Below are 15,050 nucleotides of genomic sequence, written 5' to 3' on the forward strand. Positions count from 1 at the left end.
TTACGCGGCCTCTCCCGCAACACCGGCCATCAGCAGGCCCAGTTCTTTTTCATCAGTCTCATGGGGCAGACGCTCGCCCATGATATGTCCGTCAAACATCACCGCGATCCGATCAGACAACGAGAAGATTTCTTCCAACTCGACCGAGACCAGCAGGATCGCCTTTCCCTGATCGCGCAGAGCGACGATCTGTTTGTGAATGAACTCGATCGCGCCGATATCCACACCACGGGTTGGCTGACCGACCAGCAACAGGTCGGGGTTCCTCTCGATCTCTCTCGCGACGACGATCTTCTGCTGGTTCCCGCCCGAGAAGCTTTTGGCGGTGAGCCAACCATTGGGCGGGCGCACGTCGAATTTCTCGATCTTGGCTTCGGTGTCGGCACGCAGGGCGGCGTTGTCCATGAAGATACCGCGCTGATAAGCCGGGTCGCGGTGATAGCCGAAGGCCACGTTTTCCCACGCGTGGAAATCCATGATCAGACCTTCGCGCTGGCGGTCTTCCGGGACGTGGGCAATGTGCTGCGCACGACGGGCCTGTCCGTCTGAGCCCGCGCCGCTCAGCGCCAGAGGCGCGCCGTTCAGCTTGATCGCGCCCTGACCCGGGCGCATTCCGCCCAGAACTTCCAGCAGTTCCGATTGACCATTACCCGCAACACCGGCAATCCCGACGATTTCCCCGGCTCGTACGGTCAGGTCGATACCTTTGACCCGCTCAACGCCTGCGGAATCGAAAACGCGCAGGTTTTCGACCTCAAGAATGGGTTTGCCGGGCTTCGCAGGCACCTTGTCGACCTGCAGCAGTACCTTGCGACCGACCATCAGCTCAGCCAGTTCCTCGGGGCTGGTCTCGGCGGTTTTCACCGTCGCCGTCATCTGACCGCGCCGCATCACAGAAACAGTGTCGGTGTTTTCCATGATCTCGCGCAGTTTATGCGTAATCACGATGATCGTTTTCCCTTCGGCCCGCAGACGGTCGAGGATGCGGAAAAGCTGATCCGCCTCGGCCGGTGTCAGAACGCCGGTGGGTTCATCGAGGATCAGAATCTCGGCCTTGCGGTACAGCGCCTTCAGGATCTCGACCCGCTGCTGCATCCCTACGCCGATCTCGTCGATGCGTTTGTCGGGGTCAACGAACAGTTCGTATTCTTCTTCCAGTTCTTTCAACTCTTTGCGGGCCTTGGCCAGAGACGGGGCCAGCAGCCCGCCATCCTCGGCGCCCAGAACGATGTTTTCCAGAACGGTGAAATTCTCAACCAGTTTGAAATGCTGGAACACCATCCCGATGCCGGCCGCAATCGCCGCCTGACTGTCAGGAATGTCGGTCTTGGTGCCGTTGATCCAAATCTCACCCTTATCGGCTTTGTAAAAACCGTAGAGAATGCTCATCAGCGTGGATTTGCCCGCACCGTTTTCACCGATGATCCCGTGGATCGTGCCGGGGGCGACGCTGATGGAAATGTCTTTGTTGGCCTGAACCGGCCCAAAGGCTTTGGAAATCCCTTTGAGCTCAATGGCGGGGACGGTCATGTCTTGTCCTCAGATTGCCGAAGGGCCGCGCGGATCGCGGCAGAGTGGATGCGAGGCGGAGGTTAAACCCCCGCCCCGCGCGATATCAGAACTGCAGTGCCGGGCAGCTGTCGTTCTCGTAATAGCTGACAACGCTGACATTGCCGTCGATGATGTCCTGACGGGCTTTTTCAACGGCTGCTTTCATCTCATCCGAGACCAGTTCAGCGTTGTTTTCGTCCATTGCGACGCCAACACCTTCTTCGGCCAGACCCATGGCGAAGACACCGGTTTCCAGATTGTCGCCTGAGTTCATCGCGTCGTAAACGGCGACGTCAACACGCTTCAGCATCGAGGTCAGAACCTTGCCCGGGTGCAGGTGGTTCTGGTTGCTGTCCACGCCGATCGACAGGATGCCTTCGTCTGCTGCGGTTTGCAGAACACCAACGCCGGTGCCGCCAGCGGCAGCATAGACCACGTCGGCGCCCTGACTGATTTGCGCCTTGGTCAGCTCGGAGCCTTTCACCGGGTCATTCCAAGCCGCTGGGGTTGTGCCGGTCATGTTTGCAACTACGTTGATATCCGGGTTCACAGCTTTCGCACCTTGCGCGTAGCCGCAGCCGAAATGGCGGATCAGCGGAACGTCCATACCGCCGATGAAACCGATGGTGCCGGATTCCGAGGCCATGGCGGCCATCATGCCAACCAGATACGAACCTTCATGCTCGGCAAAGCCAACCTGACGCAGGTTTGGAGCGTCCAGCCAGTTCACGTCAACGACGACAAATTTCGTGTCGGGGTAATCACCGACAACCGTGCTGAGCGGATCGGCCATTGCGAAACCCATGGTGATGATCGGGCTCAGGCCAGCTTCGGCAAAGCGGCGCAGGGCCTGCTCGCGCTGGGCTTCGGACTGCAGTTCGATCTCACGGTAGGTGCCGCCGGTTTCTTCGGCCCAACGTGACGCGCCGTTATGCGCGGCCTCGTTGAACGACTTGTCGAACTTGCCGCCCAGGTCAAAGATCAGGGCCGGTTCGGCCAGAGCCGCACCAGCAGTCAGCGCGACGGCGGCGGCAGCGCCCATCAAGGATTTCATCAGGGTCATTTCATACTCCCGTTGGTTATTGTCGGTTGGGGCCAAGATAGTCCCGTTTACCCACTGTGAGCGAGCATAACTGTTGTGATGGCGGGAATTAAGGGCGTTTGCAACAGGCCGGGTCAACTGATTTTTGACCAGCTGGTCGAAAAAACCGATTGTTGCCCCTCAGGTCAGGTCACATTCCATGACAATTGCGTCGATTTTTTCAGCGTTTTCGCGCAGATAGTAGTCCTTGCGCAGGCCGCATTTCGTGTATCCGCAGCGGTTATAGAGCGCGATGGCGGGGTGGTTGTCTGCCGCAACGTCCAGAAAGGCGCGAGTCGCGCCTAATTTTCGGGCTTTCGCGTGCCATTCGTGCATGAACTTCAGTGCCAGACCCTGCCGTTGGTGGCTGGGATGTGTGGCAATCGTCAACAACTCGGCCTCATCAGCGATGACCTGGAACAGGGCAAAAGACTCAGCAGTTCCAACGATATGAGTGAACCCGTTGTCCAGCAGACCGGCGAACTCCCGGTCCGTCCAGGGGCGCGACTGGGTAAAGGCCGCCGCGTGGGTATGGGCCAACTCCTGCGGAATCATCCGTCCAGCAAAACCGGAGGCGTGTCTTTTGACGGCGCCGCATCCGCTGGCCGTACGTAAAGCGGGGCGGGGGGCGAGGTGACGCTCTGCCAATTTTGCGCCGCCAGCCGGGCTATGGCCTGCACCTGCGCGTCTGCGTCATCATTCAGGGTCAGGGGTCCGAGTGATTCTGCCTTCTCCTGCGCCATCAACTCCGGGCCTTGCCCGGGCAGCGCGATATAGACCTGTTCGCGTGGGGCGCGGATTGCGGGCAGGCCATCTCCGACCTCAGCCAATGCGTCGAAGCCCGAAACGCCCACGGCCGGAATTCCAAGCCCCAGCGCCAGTCCTCGTGCAGCAGAGACCGAGATGCGGATGCCGGTGAAATTCCCCGGACCGATCCCGACACCGATGGCCGTCAGGTCTCGCCATGTGCTGCCTGCTTCGGCCAGAACCTCTTCCAACAGCGGCATCAACCGCTCGGCCTGACCGCGTGTCATGGGTTCGGTGCGAGAGACGAGGATGCTGTCACCCCGCAACAAAGCGGCCGCGCAATGCGCGGCCGATGTATCAAACGCCAGAATCAGCGGATCAGACGGCAACGGGGCGCACCTCGGTTACCTCTGGGATGTAGTGGCGCAGCAGGTTTTCGATCCCCATTTTCAGCGTCAGGGTCGAGGACGGGCAGCCCGCGCAGGCGCCCTGCATGTGCAGGTAAACAACACCGCGTTCAAATCCGTGAAAGGTGATGTCACCCCCATCCTGAGCCACCGCCGGACGCACGCGGCTGTCCAGCAGGTCTTTGATCTGATTGACGATTTCCGCGTCTTCACCGGTATGTTCCGCGTGACCCGAAGCGGGCTGTGCATCCAAGCCCAGCACCGGCTGACCAGATTGGAAATGCTCCATCACCGCACCCAGAATGGCGGGCTTGATGTGATCCCACTGAACGTCGTCCGATTTGGTCACGGTCACAAAGTCATTGCCCAGAAACACGCCAGTCACACCGCTGACTGCAAAGATGCGTTTGGCCAGGGGCGATCTTTCCCCGGCTTCCGCCGAAGGGAAGTCTGCGGTTCCGGCCTCCAGAACGATCTGGCCGGGCAAGAATTTCAGCGTTGCGGGGTTCGGCGTGGATTCGGTCTGGATGAACATGTCGCGGCTCCGTTTCAGTTCTGACTGATATGCGGGTCCGGGCCGGGGAAGTCAAGATTTGGAACCGTTCTAAATTTCACCCGCCAGATGCATGGCCTCATCCAGCCGGTCATCGCCCCAGAACAGTTCATCCCCCACCAGAAAGCTCGGTGCCCCGAAAATACCCTTGGTCTGGGCCGTTTTCGTCTGTTCAACCAGCGCCGCCTTGATCTCCCGGTCCTGACAGCGGGCCAGCGTTTCGGCAGGCAGGCTGGCCTGCGACAGGCAATCAACCAGCACATCATCGTCCGAGATGTTCAGCCCATCGACAAACTCCGCAGCATAAACGGCGCGGACAAACGCAGCCCTTTGCGGCTGGGCGTCGATCGACAACACAAGCCGCGCGGCCTTTAGGCCGTTTTGCGGAAATGGGTCGGGCCGGGAGAACGGCAGGCCGCGCCGGGCCGACAGCCGCTCCATGTCGCGCCACATATAGCGCCCCTTGGCGGGGTAGATGTTGAACGGCGAATTGTCCCATCCCTGTGCGGCGAAAATGGGACCCAGCAGAAAGGGGTGCCATTCAACCGCGACGCCGTGCTGGGCTGCCAAATCCTCGATCCGCACTGCGCTGAGATAGGAATAGGTCGAGGCGAATTCGAACCAGAACTGGATGCTGCGCGACATGGGTGGGCCTCAGGTGATCTCTTCCAGCTTTTCTTTGCTCAGGTCGCCGGGAACAATGGTGATCGGGATCGGCAGGCTGCCCGAATTCTTGGTCAGCTGCGTCACCAGCGGGCCGGGGCCTTTCTTCTCGACACCCGCGCCCAGCACAAGCACCCCGATTTCCGGGTCGGATTGAACGTGTTCGATGATTTGAGGAACCGGGTCGCCTTCGCGGATCGCCAGTTCTGGGTCCACGCCCTGTTTGTCGCGCATCCATTTGGCGAACACTTCATAATGAGCGTGAATACGTTCGCGCGACTCTTCGCGCATCGTTTCGGCCACCCCGATCCAGTGATTAAACTCATCCGGTGGGATGACCGACAGGATGGTCACGCCGCCCCCGGTATGGGCGGCACGCATGGCGGCAAAGCGCATCGCGTTCAGGCATTCGCGACTGTCATCCAGAACGACCAGGAATTTGCGCATAAAGTGTCCTCAGTTGTTTCAGGCGATCATGCCCGACCTATTGCGTGCTGGCAACCAGAGCCTAGCGCGTGCTTGCCGCCCAGTCCCAATACATCTCGCGCGCACGGCGGGCGATGGGGCCGACCTGATATTGGGTGTCTAGGATCGCGGTGACCGGGGTGATCTTACTCATGTTGCCGGTCATGAAGACCTCATCCGCCTTGTGGAAATCCTCAAAGCTGAGGATGGCTTCGTGAACGGTCACGCCGTCCGCGCGCAGGTTCTTGATATGGCGGGCGCGGGTGATTCCGGCCAGAAAGGTGCCGTTGGGAGTGGGGGTGAAGACTTCACCATCCCGGACCATGAAGATATTGGCGGTTGCGGTCTCGGCTACATGGCCCAGAGCGTCGGCAACCAGCGCATTGGAAAAACCGTTGGAGCGCGCCTCTTGCAGCATCCGCGCGTTATTGGGGTAAAGGCACCCGGCCTTGGCGTTTACGACCGAGGATTCCAGAACCGGGCGGCGGAACCGCGTATATCCCAGCGTAGCCGAGGCTGTTTCGGGGGCCATCGGAATCTCCTCCAGACAGATCGCAAAGCCGGTGCTGTTTTCCTGCGGGATGATGGCTGTCGCGTCGCCATCGATGCCCCAATACATTGGGCGGATATAAACAGCAGATTCCGGGCCGAAGGCTTCCAGCCCTTCGCGGATGATCTCGACCATCTGTTCAGTCGTCACCGAGGGCGTCAACATCAGCGCTTCGGCGGATCGGTTCACGCGGGCGCAGTGCGCCTCAAGATCCGGGGCAACGCCGTCAAAGTAACGCGCGCCGTCAAAGACCGACGATCCCAGCCATGCGCCGTGGTCAGCCGCCCGCATGATCGGGGCATTCCCGTCATGCCACTGACCTTCGAAGTAGGTGCGGATATTCTTGCCGACTGCCATGACGCCCTCCCAAGCTTTTGCGCAAACCTAGGAAGACGTTAAGGCAAGGTCCAGAGCAATCAGCCCTGTTTTGCCCCTACCATACCTACGATTTCGTAGGTGTGCTGCAGGATCGGGGCAGCAATTGCTCGTGCTTTCTCGGCACCTTTGGCCAGAATCTGGTCAATCTCGGCCTCTTCCCCCATTAGGCGGGCCATTTCGGACGAGATCGGCGCCAGTTTCGCAACCGCAAGTTCGGCCAGCATCGGTTTGAACTCACCAAACTGCTTGCCGCCCATTTCGGCCAGAACCTGCTCGGGCGTCAGATCGCTGAGCGCGGCATAGATGTTCACCAGATTGCGCGCCTCGGGGCGCTCTGAAAGGCCATCGATTTCCGAAGGCAGGGCATCCGGGTCTGTCTTGGCCTTGCGGATTTTCTTGGCGATCGTATCGGCGTCGTCGGTCATGTTGATGCGGCTCATATCCGACGGGTCGGATTTGGACATCTTTTTAGACCCGTCGCGCAGGCTCATGACGCGGGTCGCGGCCCCTTCGATCACCGGTTCGGTGATCGGGAAGAAATCGACGCCATAGTCATGGTTGAACTTGATCGCGATGTCGCGGGTCAGTTCCAGATGCTGTTTCTGATCGTCGCCTACCGGCACATGGGTCGCGTGATAAGTCAGAATGTCGGCGGCCATCAGCGAAGGGTAAGCAAACAGGCCCAGCGAGGCGTTCTGTTGGTTCTTGCCCGCCTTGTCCTTCCACTGGGTCATCCGTTGCATCCAGCCCATGCGGGCGACGCAGTTGAAGATCCACGCCAGTTGCGCGTGCTCGGGCACCTGGCTTTGGTTGAACAGGATCGACTTTTCCGGATCGAGCCCGGCAGCGATGAAGCCCGCGCAGAGTTCACGGGTTGAGTGCGCCAGTTCCTTGGGGTCCTGCCAGACGGTGATCGCGTGCAGATCAACCATGCAATAGATGGTCTCCATCTCGGGCTGCTGCATATCCACGAACCGCTTGAGCGCACCTAGATAGTTGCCAAGGTGCAGGTTTCCCGAAGGCTGGATGCCGGAAAACACGCGCGGCGTGAACTTGGTTTCGGTCATCGAAGGGAACTCCCGTCTGGAAAAATAAGCCCCCGTCGCTTACCCATGAGGCCAAGGGACGTCAACAGCCGCGAAAGGCCAGCCCAATGAGCAGTGAGAATTATACACCCGCAGTGAACCCCCTGCCGCCGGTTGTGGTGGCTTTGGTGCTGTTCATCATGGGGGTCGAACTGGCCTTCACGCTTGGTGCACGCGGTCTGGTTGGCGGGCCGTCGGCAGTGGGTTGGCGGTTGGATGCGCTGCAAAGCTATTCTTTCTCGCCCGACATCTTCGACTGGATGGTCGAAAACGGGCGTTGGCCGTTTGAACATGTGATCCGTTTCGTGACCTACCCGTTCGTATCGGGCAGCTTCACGCAGGCGGTCTTTGTCTGCGTTTTCCTGCTGGCCATGGGTAAGATGGTGGCCGAGGTCTTTGGCGGGTTCCAGATGCTGGTGGTCTTTGTGCTGTCCGGTTTGGGTGGCGCGCTGGCCTATGCCCTGCTGTTGGATCCCAGCTATCCGCTGGTCGGAGGGTTTCCCCCGGTCTATGGCCTGATCGGCGCCTTTACATGGCTGCTGTGGCGCAAACTGTCTTTGGTTGGCGAAAACCAGCACCGCGCCTTTGGCCTGATCGCAGCCCTGATGGGCATCCAACTGGTCTTTGGTCTGCTGTTCGGTGGCACCTCGGACTGGGTGGCCGATCTGGGCGGGTTTGCCACCGGGTTCGGCCTGTCCTTCTTTCTGGCCCCTGGTGGCTGGGCGCGGATTGTGCGGCGTATCCGCCGCGACTGATCACGACCGGCGCAGAGCCTTTTTGAACTCGGAGACTTCAAAAGCACCGAACAGATGGCCGAGAAAGAAATAGGAAGCGGCGGCAACTTTGATCAGAATGATCAGCGCCAAGTACCGCCAGCCGGGTAGGTCGAAGGTCCAGCCAAACAGGTGAATAGCGGCAAACAGCACAGCGCCCATCCCCAACGAGGCTGCAACGACGCGCCACGCCCGCCGCTTAAACCGGGCGTCGAACCGGGCCTCTTCGCCCATGCGACGTGCACCTAAGGCCAACAACCCAACCATCGCCCATCCGGCGGCCGAGGCCGCTATGGCGGGGGCAATCCAGCCCACCAGCGGATACAGGCCAAAGGCAAGCACGGCATTCACGATCATTGCGACAATGGCATAGTGAAAAGGGGACCGCGTATCCTCGCGCGCAAAATAGAGCGGTTGCAGCAGTTTTTGCAGCATAAAGGCGGGTAGGCCGATACCATAGATGGCCACTGCCAGCGCCGTGGCCGCAGTGTCTTCGGCGCTGAACTGGCCACGCTCGAACAGGACCGAGACAATCGGGTTGGGCAAAACCACAAAGGCCACGGTCGAGGGGATGGTCAGCAGCAGGGTGAATTCACCGGCCCGGGAAAAGGCGTTGCGAGCGCCGTCTTTGTCTCCGGCTCGCAGCCGCCGCGACAGGTCGGGCAGCAGCACGATGCCGACGGCGATGCCCACCACGCCTAGAGGCAATTGATACAACCGATCCGCCGCAAACAGCCAGCTGACGGCCTTTTCGGTTTTCGAAGCCACAAGCTGCCCCACCACCAGATTGACCTGCGTGACGCCCATGGCCAAAGCCGCCGGTACGGCGATGCGGACCATATGTCGCATCTTGGGGCTGAGTTTCGGCAGTCCGGGACGGATGCGAATACCGGCACGCTCAGTGGCGATCCAGACCAGCGCTAGTTGCGCGACGCCGGCCAGCGGGATGACGGTGATCAGCCAGCGGATAACCTCGCCGCCCATGATTGCCGCGGCGATCAGGGCGGTGCAGGCAAAAATATTCAGTAATACAGGGGCTGCGGCTGCGGCTGCAAAGCGTCCAGTGGCGTTCAGAACGCCCGAAAACAACGCTGCCAATGACATGAACAGGATGTAGGGGAAGACCACGTACCCGTAATCAACGGCCAGATCGAACCGTTCGTCGCCATGGAACCCCTCGGCTGTGATCCAGACCAGAGCGGGCATGAACACCATCGCCAGCCCGACCAGCGCAAGAACCGCCACGGCCAGCAGGTTGAACGCGTCCTGAGCAAAGCCCTCGGCGTTTTCCCCACCTTCTAAGCGCTTGGAAAACATCGGCACAAAGGCCGCGTTGAACGCGCCTTCGGCAAAGAAGCGACGGAACATGTTGGGCAGGCGGAAGGCGGCGACAAAGGCATCCATCACCGGCCCTGGCCCGATATAGGCGGTCAACAGGATTTCCCGTAGGAAACCCAGAATACGACTGGCCAGAGTCCAGAACCCGACCGTAAACAGGCCTGAAAACAGCCGGATCTGCTTCATGAGGCCGCGCGCTCGGCGCCTTCGGTGATGGCTTTGCGCAGCTTGCCTTCAAGCGTGCGTTGCTTGCTGTCCGAATGGTATTTCAGCCCGAACATGTCCTTGACGTAGAACGTGTCCACCACCTGCTCGCCATATGTCGCGATCACCGCGTTCGCGATATAGACATTTGCCGCAGCCAGCGTGCGGGTCAGGTCATAGAGCAGCCCGGGGCGGTCGCGGGTATCGACCTCGATGATCGTGTAAATCTCGGATCCGTCATTGTCGAAGGTGATATGGGTCGGCACGTTGAAGGCGCGCTCGCGCTTCTTGATCTTGTCGCGCGATTTCAGCGCTTCGCGGGCGACAACTTCGCCTTTCAGCGTCTTGTGGATCATCTGGGTCAGGCGCGGCAGGCGACTGGCCTCGAACGGGTGGCCTTCGGCGTCCTGAATCCAGAACGCATCAGTCACGTAGCCATCCTTGGTGGTGTAACTGCGCGCATCCACCACGTTGGCTCCGACCAGCGCCAGAGCCCCTGCGATCCGCGCAAAAATCCCCGGGTGGTCGCCCATCGCAAAACAGGCGCGGGTGGCGTCGCGGTCCTCGTCGGGATGCAGGCGGATTTCCATCTCACCAGGGTCGCCGCTGTGTTCCAGTGCGCGCAGCATCTCAGCAAATTCCACATGGGTCGACAGGTTCAAACCCTGCCAATAGGGCGGGTAATGACGTCCGGTCTCGGCCTTGAGGTCCGCCTTGGACCAATCCGCCAGTTCGGCCCGCAGGGCCTTTTTGGCCTCGGTGCCGCGGTTGGCGCGATTGAGGTCCTCCATCCCGGTTTCCAGCGCGCGCTTGGTTTCGGCGTGCAGGGCCCGCAGCAGAGTGGCCTTCCAGTTATTCCACGTGTCCGGCCCAACGCCACGAATGTCGCAGACCGTCAGCACCGTCAGCAGGTCCAACCGTTTGACCGTTTTCACCGCCTTGGCGAAATCGCGCACGGTGCGCGGGTCCGAGATGTCTCGTTTCTGCGCCATATCCGACATCAGCAAGTGATACCGTACCAGCCATTCCACAGTTTCCGAATCCGCCTTATTCAAACCCAAACGCGGAGCAACCTTACGTGCAATTTGCGCACCGAGTATCGAGTGATCCTCAGGTCGTCCTTTAGCGATGTCATGCAGCAGCAACGCGACATAGAGAACTTTGCGGTTAACCCCGCCCTCGAGAATCGACGAGGCCAGCGGCAGTGATTCCACCAACTCTCCGCGTTCGATCTGGGCAAGGTTGGCGATACACTGGATGGTGTGCTCATCGACCGTATAGCTGTGATACATGTTGAACTGCATCATCGCCACGATGTGTTCGAATTCAGGCAGAAAGGCAGACAGAACACCCAGTTCATTCATTCGGCGCAGGGCACGCTCGGGGTTGCCGTGCTTCAGCATCAGATCAAGGAAGATGCGCTGCGCTTCTTTGTCTTCGCGCATCTCTTCGTCGATCAGATGAAGGTTAGCGCTGACCAATCGCATCGCATCCGGGTGGATCAACATACCCGTCCGCAGGCCCTCTTCAAACAGGCGCAGCATGTTCAGCTTGTCAGTCAGAAATGTATCGGAGTTGGCGACGTCCAGACGACCATGCACGACGGCATAGCCTGCTTTGACACGCGGGCGGCGACGAAAGATGCGCTCCAGCAAGGGGGCGCTCTTGATATGAGTCGCTTCCAGCTTGGTCAGGAAGATGCGTGTCAGTTCACCCACGCGCGTGGCTTCGCGGAAATAGCGCTGCATGAACACTTCGACGGCACGGCGCCCCGCTCGGTCCTCATAGCCCATGCGAGAGGCGACCTCGACCTGCATATCAAAGGTCAGTTGTTCGGTCGCGCGGCCGGTGACCAGATGTAGATGAGAGCGGACGGCCCAAATAAAGTCCTCGGCCTTGACGAAGGTCTCGAATTCCTCAGGTGTGAAGAGACCCAAAGGTACCAGTTCGGCCACATCCTGAACACCATAGGTATATTTTGCGATCCAGTAGAGTGATTGCAGATCGCGCAGCCCGCCCTTGCCCTCCTTGACGTTGGGCTCGACCATATAGCGCTGGCCTTGCTTTTTGTGTCGTTCGTCGCGTTCCTGCAGCTTGGCTTCGATGAATTGCCGCTCGCTGCCCTTGAACAGGTCGGCTTTCAGGCGGGTTTCCAGTTCAGCTCCAAGGTCTTTGTCCCCCGCCAGATAACGCTGTTCCAGCATGGCGGTGCGGATAGTGAAATCCTCGGCCCCGAGACGCAGGCAGTCTTTGATGGTGCGCGACGAATGCCCGACCTTCAGCCGCAGATCCCACAGGATGTAGAGCATGGATTCGATCACGCTCTCGGCCCAGGCGGTGATCTTGTAGGGTGTCAGGAACAGCAGATCGACATCCGATGACGGGGCCATCTCTCCCCGCCCGTAGCCTCCAACTGCCATCACCGCCATTTTCTCACCCTGCGTCGGCGTCGCCAACGGGTGCAGATACACGCTCGAGACTTTCATGGCAGCACAGACCAACCCGTCGGTAAGATAGGTATAAGAATGGGTCAGTGGCCGCGCATCAAAGGGGCGTTTGGAAAAAGCATCGGCAATGGCCTGCCGCCCAGCCTTCTGAGCATCACGCAGAATGCGCACGGTCTCATTCCGCCGCGCGCTATTTTCCGAAGTATTGTCGAAGGCTTCCGATAGCTGTGCCATGACGGCGGCGCTGTCGAATATTTCATCGGCCGGGCAAATCAGCTCACCCTTCGGGGTGAGCGTCAGCACCGCTTGATCAGAAACCGGCGCCTGAGAAGCTTTGTGGGGCAGGGTCAATCACTACTACCTGTTTATTCTGGATCGTGGCCACAGCCAGACCACGTTCATTCGTACCGTTCGGACGCAGGCGGAAGATGCCACCGACGCCCTGGAAACCGGCGTTCTGTGTCAGCGCCGAGGCGGTCAGCGCGTTGGATTTTCCCTGACCAACCAGCGCAGCGATAGCTGCTATACCGTCATAAGCCAAGCCGCTGATTGGATGTGGAGCCTCGCCATAGGTGTTGTTGTATCGCTGGCGATAGGCCTGCGCCTTGGATGGATCAGGCAACGCGAACCAGCCACCCTGTACACCCGGCAAGTCTAGTGTTTGCGGTGGGATGTCCCAGCGCGTCAGGCCGATATACTGGGTATTCGCCGGGGAAACACCCGCTTCGGGCAGCAATTGAGTGAAAAGCGGTAGCGCTCCTGCTGTGGTCGCTGTCAGGAACAGGGAATCAGCGCCTGAGGCGTCTACGGTCGCTTTGACATTTGGTACAGAGTTGATGACACCTTGCTGCGATCGATCATAGCCGATCGAGCCAGCGTTGTTCACCCGGCTGCTGCTCAGCGCATTTGCAATGGCGGTCTGACCCAATTGCCCCGCACTATCGTTGCTGTGGACTATGACCATATTGTTCTTGCCCTGCGACCCGGCAAAGCTGACCAGTCGATTGGCCGTGTTGTCAAAGGTCGGGCCAAGCACGAACACATTGCCGCCTGCAATGCTTGTGTTGTTTGAAAAGGACAGAACGTTGACGTTGTTGTTCAACACTGCAAGGCCAGCAGAATTCGCCGCTTGCGCATAGACTGGTCCCAGAATGATCTTTGCCCCATCGGCAACCGCGCGTTGCGCAACTTCGGCCGCTGTATTCGAGCTGCCGCGCGTATCATAGACACGCAGATCGATTTTGACATTCTGCAGATCGGCCATCGCCAGACGAGCCGCGTTTTCAAGGCTGCGCGCCAGTGCTGCGTCGCCAGCCTGTCCCGATCCTGCAGGTACCAGAAGGGCAACAGGGACGGGTTCGGATGTGTCAATCGACGGCCCTCCTCCGATACCTGTGGTTTCACACGCGGTCAGAAAGGCGGCGGTTGCCAGCACGGCGGCGGTACGCGCCAGCTTGCGAACGGGCTTGCAAACGGTAAACATCTGAATGAAAACTCCCTGTCCCGGCGGCTTGGGGTGCCACCTATCTATTGCGCCGCGATAATAAACGTCACGCTGTGAGGGTCCAGCTTTGAATTTCCAAAAAGTCAGATTGGGCGCCGGCCTGTATTTTGTTGCCACTCCGATTGGAACGGCCCGCGATATTACGCTCAGGGCGCTGGACGTGCTGGCATCGGCGGACGTGATCGCCGCCGAGGATACTCGAAGCCTGCGCCGGTTGATGGAGATTCACGGTGTTCCTCTCGAAGGGCGGCGCATTCTGGCCTATCACGATCACAGTGGCGCGGGTGCACGCGGAAAGATTCTGGATGCTTTGGCTGAGGGAAAATCGGTTGCCTACGCGTCCGAAGCGGGAATGCCTCTGATCGCTGACCCTGGATACGATCTGGGAAGGCAGGCCGCCGAGGCCGGGCATGTGGTGACCTGCGCGCCGGGGCCGTCGGCGGCTTTGATGGCTCTGACTTTGGCGGGTCTGCCGACGGATGCGTTCTTTTTCGCCGGCTTTCTGCCCAATGCGTCCGGTGCGCGTCGGTCGCGAATTGAGGCATTGCGGGATGTGCCCGGCACGCTGGTATTCTACGAATCGCCGAAACGTGTGGCCGCCTGCCTGTCGGATCTGGCCGAGGTGTTGGGGGAAAACCGCCCCGCCGCGATGTGTCGCGAGTTGACCAAAAAGTTCGAAGAGGTCCGGCGTGGACCTCTGGGCGACCTCGCGGCAGAATTGCAAGGGCAGACGGTCAAAGGTGAAATCGTCTTGCTTGTGGATCGTGGTCATTCGGAAACTGTTAACGAGTCCGATGTAGAAGAGGCTCTGAAACGGGCTTTGGAAACGCATTCGGTGCGGGATGCGGCGGATTTAGTGTCAGAAATGTACAAGCTGCCGCGCCGTCCGATCTATCAGAAGGCCCTGAAACTGGGAAAGGGATGACATGACCGCGCGATCTGTCCGAAGTTCGGTTTCCTATCACGCCGGACAGGCGGCCGAGCAGCAGGTGGCATCCGACTACGAGCGGCGCGGGTTCTCAATCGCGCATCGTCGCTGGCGCGGGGCCGGGGGCGAGATCGACCTGATCGCCCGCAACGCGGATGGTATCGTTTTCATCGAGGTCAAGAAAAGCACCAGTTTCGACTTGGCCGCGGTGCGGATCAGCCGCCGCCAGATGGACCGAATTTACGCCTCTGCTGCCCAGTTTCTGGAAACCGAACCCGGCGGACAACTGACCAACGCCCGGTTTGATGCCGCCTTGGTGGATGCCTCGGGGGCTGTTCAAATCATCGAAAACGCCTTTGGTCAGGCCTGACCCCAT

Annotated in this window: 15 protein-coding genes; 3 read left to right on the forward strand and 12 right to left on the reverse strand. The window is 59.8% G+C overall.

Annotated features, from left to right (window positions below; genetic code table 11):
- The 9 genes from ACR0ER_RS08725 to trpS all read right to left on the reverse strand — a co-directional run bounded on the left by ACR0ER_RS08725 (window position 1) and on the right by trpS (window position 7,462).
- Window positions 1-1,530, reverse strand: a complete 1,530-nt coding sequence (locus tag ACR0ER_RS08725) for an ABC transporter ATP-binding protein (RefSeq protein WP_480768576.1) — start codon at window positions 1,528-1,530, stop codon at window positions 1-3.
- A gap of 85 nt (window positions 1,531-1,615) precedes the next feature.
- Window positions 1,616-2,614 carry a BMP family lipoprotein gene (locus ACR0ER_RS08730; RefSeq protein ID WP_480768577.1) on the reverse strand — a complete coding sequence of 333 codons (999 nt, stop codon included), beginning with the start codon at window positions 2,612-2,614 and terminating at the stop codon, window positions 1,616-1,618.
- A gap of 159 nt (window positions 2,615-2,773) precedes the next feature.
- A complete protein-coding gene (locus ACR0ER_RS08735; protein ID WP_480768578.1) occupies window positions 2,774-3,187 on the reverse strand; it encodes a GNAT family N-acetyltransferase in 414 nt (137 codons plus the stop codon).
- On the reverse strand, window positions 3,184-3,768 hold the full coding sequence (gene tsaB, locus ACR0ER_RS08740) for a tRNA (adenosine(37)-N6)-threonylcarbamoyltransferase complex dimerization subunit type 1 TsaB (RefSeq protein WP_480768579.1): 585 nt from the start codon (window positions 3,766-3,768) through the stop codon (window positions 3,184-3,186). The genes ACR0ER_RS08735 and tsaB overlap by 4 nt, the downstream gene beginning before the upstream one ends.
- A complete protein-coding gene (locus tag ACR0ER_RS08745) occupies window positions 3,758-4,321 on the reverse strand; it encodes a NifU family protein (protein ID WP_480768580.1) in 564 nt (187 codons plus the stop codon). The genes tsaB and ACR0ER_RS08745 overlap by 11 nt, the downstream gene beginning before the upstream one ends.
- A 69-nt stretch (window positions 4,322-4,390) precedes the next feature.
- The gene (locus ACR0ER_RS08750; RefSeq protein ID WP_480768581.1) at window positions 4,391-4,984 is read right to left on the reverse strand and encodes a DsbA family protein; all 594 of its coding nucleotides are present in this window, start codon (window positions 4,982-4,984) and stop codon (window positions 4,391-4,393) included.
- Between the two features lie 9 nt (window positions 4,985-4,993).
- The gene (locus ACR0ER_RS08755) at window positions 4,994-5,449 is read right to left on the reverse strand and encodes a universal stress protein (RefSeq protein WP_170333417.1); all 456 of its coding nucleotides are present in this window, start codon (window positions 5,447-5,449) and stop codon (window positions 4,994-4,996) included.
- A gap of 61 nt (window positions 5,450-5,510) precedes the next feature.
- On the reverse strand, window positions 5,511-6,374 hold the full coding sequence (locus ACR0ER_RS08760; RefSeq protein WP_480768582.1) for a branched-chain amino acid aminotransferase: 864 nt from the start codon (window positions 6,372-6,374) through the stop codon (window positions 5,511-5,513).
- A gap of 59 nt (window positions 6,375-6,433) precedes the next feature.
- The gene (trpS, locus tag ACR0ER_RS08765) at window positions 6,434-7,462 is read right to left on the reverse strand and encodes a tryptophan--tRNA ligase (protein ID WP_480768583.1); all 1,029 of its coding nucleotides are present in this window, start codon (window positions 7,460-7,462) and stop codon (window positions 6,434-6,436) included.
- 86 nt (window positions 7,463-7,548) lie between these two features.
- Here trpS and ACR0ER_RS08770 point away from each other — a divergent pair, with 86 nt between their 5' ends.
- Complete coding sequence (locus ACR0ER_RS08770) at window positions 7,549-8,235, forward strand: rhomboid family intramembrane serine protease (RefSeq protein ID WP_480768584.1); 687 nt, start codon at window positions 7,549-7,551, stop codon at window positions 8,233-8,235.
- Here the strand turns inward: ACR0ER_RS08770 and murJ are convergent, their stop codons facing one another.
- The 3 genes from murJ to ACR0ER_RS08785 are packed head-to-tail and all read right to left on the reverse strand — an operon-like array spanning window position 8,236 to window position 13,725.
- Complete coding sequence (gene murJ / locus ACR0ER_RS08775; protein ID WP_480768585.1) at window positions 8,236-9,777, reverse strand: murein biosynthesis integral membrane protein MurJ; 1,542 nt, start codon at window positions 9,775-9,777, stop codon at window positions 8,236-8,238. It abuts the gene before it with no gap.
- Window positions 9,774-12,593, reverse strand: coding sequence for a [protein-PII] uridylyltransferase (locus ACR0ER_RS08780; protein WP_480768586.1), 2,820 nt, complete (start codon window positions 12,591-12,593; stop codon window positions 9,774-9,776). Before ACR0ER_RS08780 ends, murJ begins: the two co-directional genes overlap by 4 nt.
- The gene (locus ACR0ER_RS08785) at window positions 12,553-13,725 is read right to left on the reverse strand and encodes a penicillin-binding protein activator (protein ID WP_480768587.1); all 1,173 of its coding nucleotides are present in this window, start codon (window positions 13,723-13,725) and stop codon (window positions 12,553-12,555) included. Before ACR0ER_RS08785 ends, ACR0ER_RS08780 begins: the two co-directional genes overlap by 41 nt.
- Before the next feature lie 88 nt (window positions 13,726-13,813).
- Here ACR0ER_RS08785 and rsmI point away from each other — a divergent pair, with 88 nt between their 5' ends.
- Both rsmI and ACR0ER_RS08795 read left to right on the forward strand, forming a co-directional pair.
- On the forward strand, window positions 13,814-14,671 hold the full coding sequence (rsmI, locus tag ACR0ER_RS08790) for a 16S rRNA (cytidine(1402)-2'-O)-methyltransferase (RefSeq protein WP_480768588.1): 858 nt from the start codon (window positions 13,814-13,816) through the stop codon (window positions 14,669-14,671).
- Window position 14,672: 1 nt separating this feature from the next.
- A complete protein-coding gene (locus ACR0ER_RS08795) occupies window positions 14,673-15,044 on the forward strand; it encodes a YraN family protein (protein WP_480768589.1) in 372 nt (123 codons plus the stop codon).
- Window positions 15,045-15,050 lie beyond the last annotated feature (6 nt).

The sequence above is a fragment of the Ruegeria sp. CH8 genome (assembly GCF_056536985.1).

What these genes read in the sequence shown, in the direction of transcription:
- ACR0ER_RS08725 (WP_480768576.1), bottom strand. Translation starts at nt 1,530, where the DNA reads ATGACCGTCCCCGCCATTGAGCTCAAAGGGATTTCCAAAGCCTTTGGG.
- ACR0ER_RS08730 (WP_480768577.1), bottom strand. Translation starts at nt 2,614, where the DNA reads ATGACCCTGATGAAATCCTTGATGGGCGCTGCCGCCGCCGTCGCGCTG.
- ACR0ER_RS08735 (WP_480768578.1), bottom strand. Translation starts at nt 3,187, where the DNA reads ATGATTCCGCAGGAGTTGGCCCATACCCACGCGGCGGCCTTTACCCAG.
- ACR0ER_RS08745 (WP_480768580.1), bottom strand. Translation starts at nt 4,321, where the DNA reads ATGTTCATCCAGACCGAATCCACGCCGAACCCCGCAACGCTGAAATTC.
- ACR0ER_RS08750 (WP_480768581.1), bottom strand. Translation starts at nt 4,984, where the DNA reads ATGTCGCGCAGCATCCAGTTCTGGTTCGAATTCGCCTCGACCTATTCC.
- ACR0ER_RS08755 (WP_170333417.1), bottom strand. Translation starts at nt 5,449, where the DNA reads ATGCGCAAATTCCTGGTCGTTCTGGATGACAGTCGCGAATGCCTGAAC.
- ACR0ER_RS08760 (WP_480768582.1), bottom strand. Translation starts at nt 6,374, where the DNA reads ATGGCAGTCGGCAAGAATATCCGCACCTACTTCGAAGGTCAGTGGCAT.
- trpS (WP_480768583.1), bottom strand. Translation starts at nt 7,462, where the DNA reads ATGACCGAAACCAAGTTCACGCCGCGCGTGTTTTCCGGCATCCAGCCT.
- ACR0ER_RS08770 (WP_480768584.1), top strand. Translation starts at nt 7,549, where the DNA reads ATGAGCAGTGAGAATTATACACCCGCAGTGAACCCCCTGCCGCCGGTT.
- murJ (WP_480768585.1), bottom strand. Translation starts at nt 9,777, where the DNA reads ATGAAGCAGATCCGGCTGTTTTCAGGCCTGTTTACGGTCGGGTTCTGG.
- ACR0ER_RS08785 (WP_480768587.1), bottom strand. Translation starts at nt 13,725, where the DNA reads ATGTTTACCGTTTGCAAGCCCGTTCGCAAGCTGGCGCGTACCGCCGCC.
- ACR0ER_RS08795 (WP_480768589.1), top strand. Translation starts at nt 14,673, where the DNA reads ATGACCGCGCGATCTGTCCGAAGTTCGGTTTCCTATCACGCCGGACAG.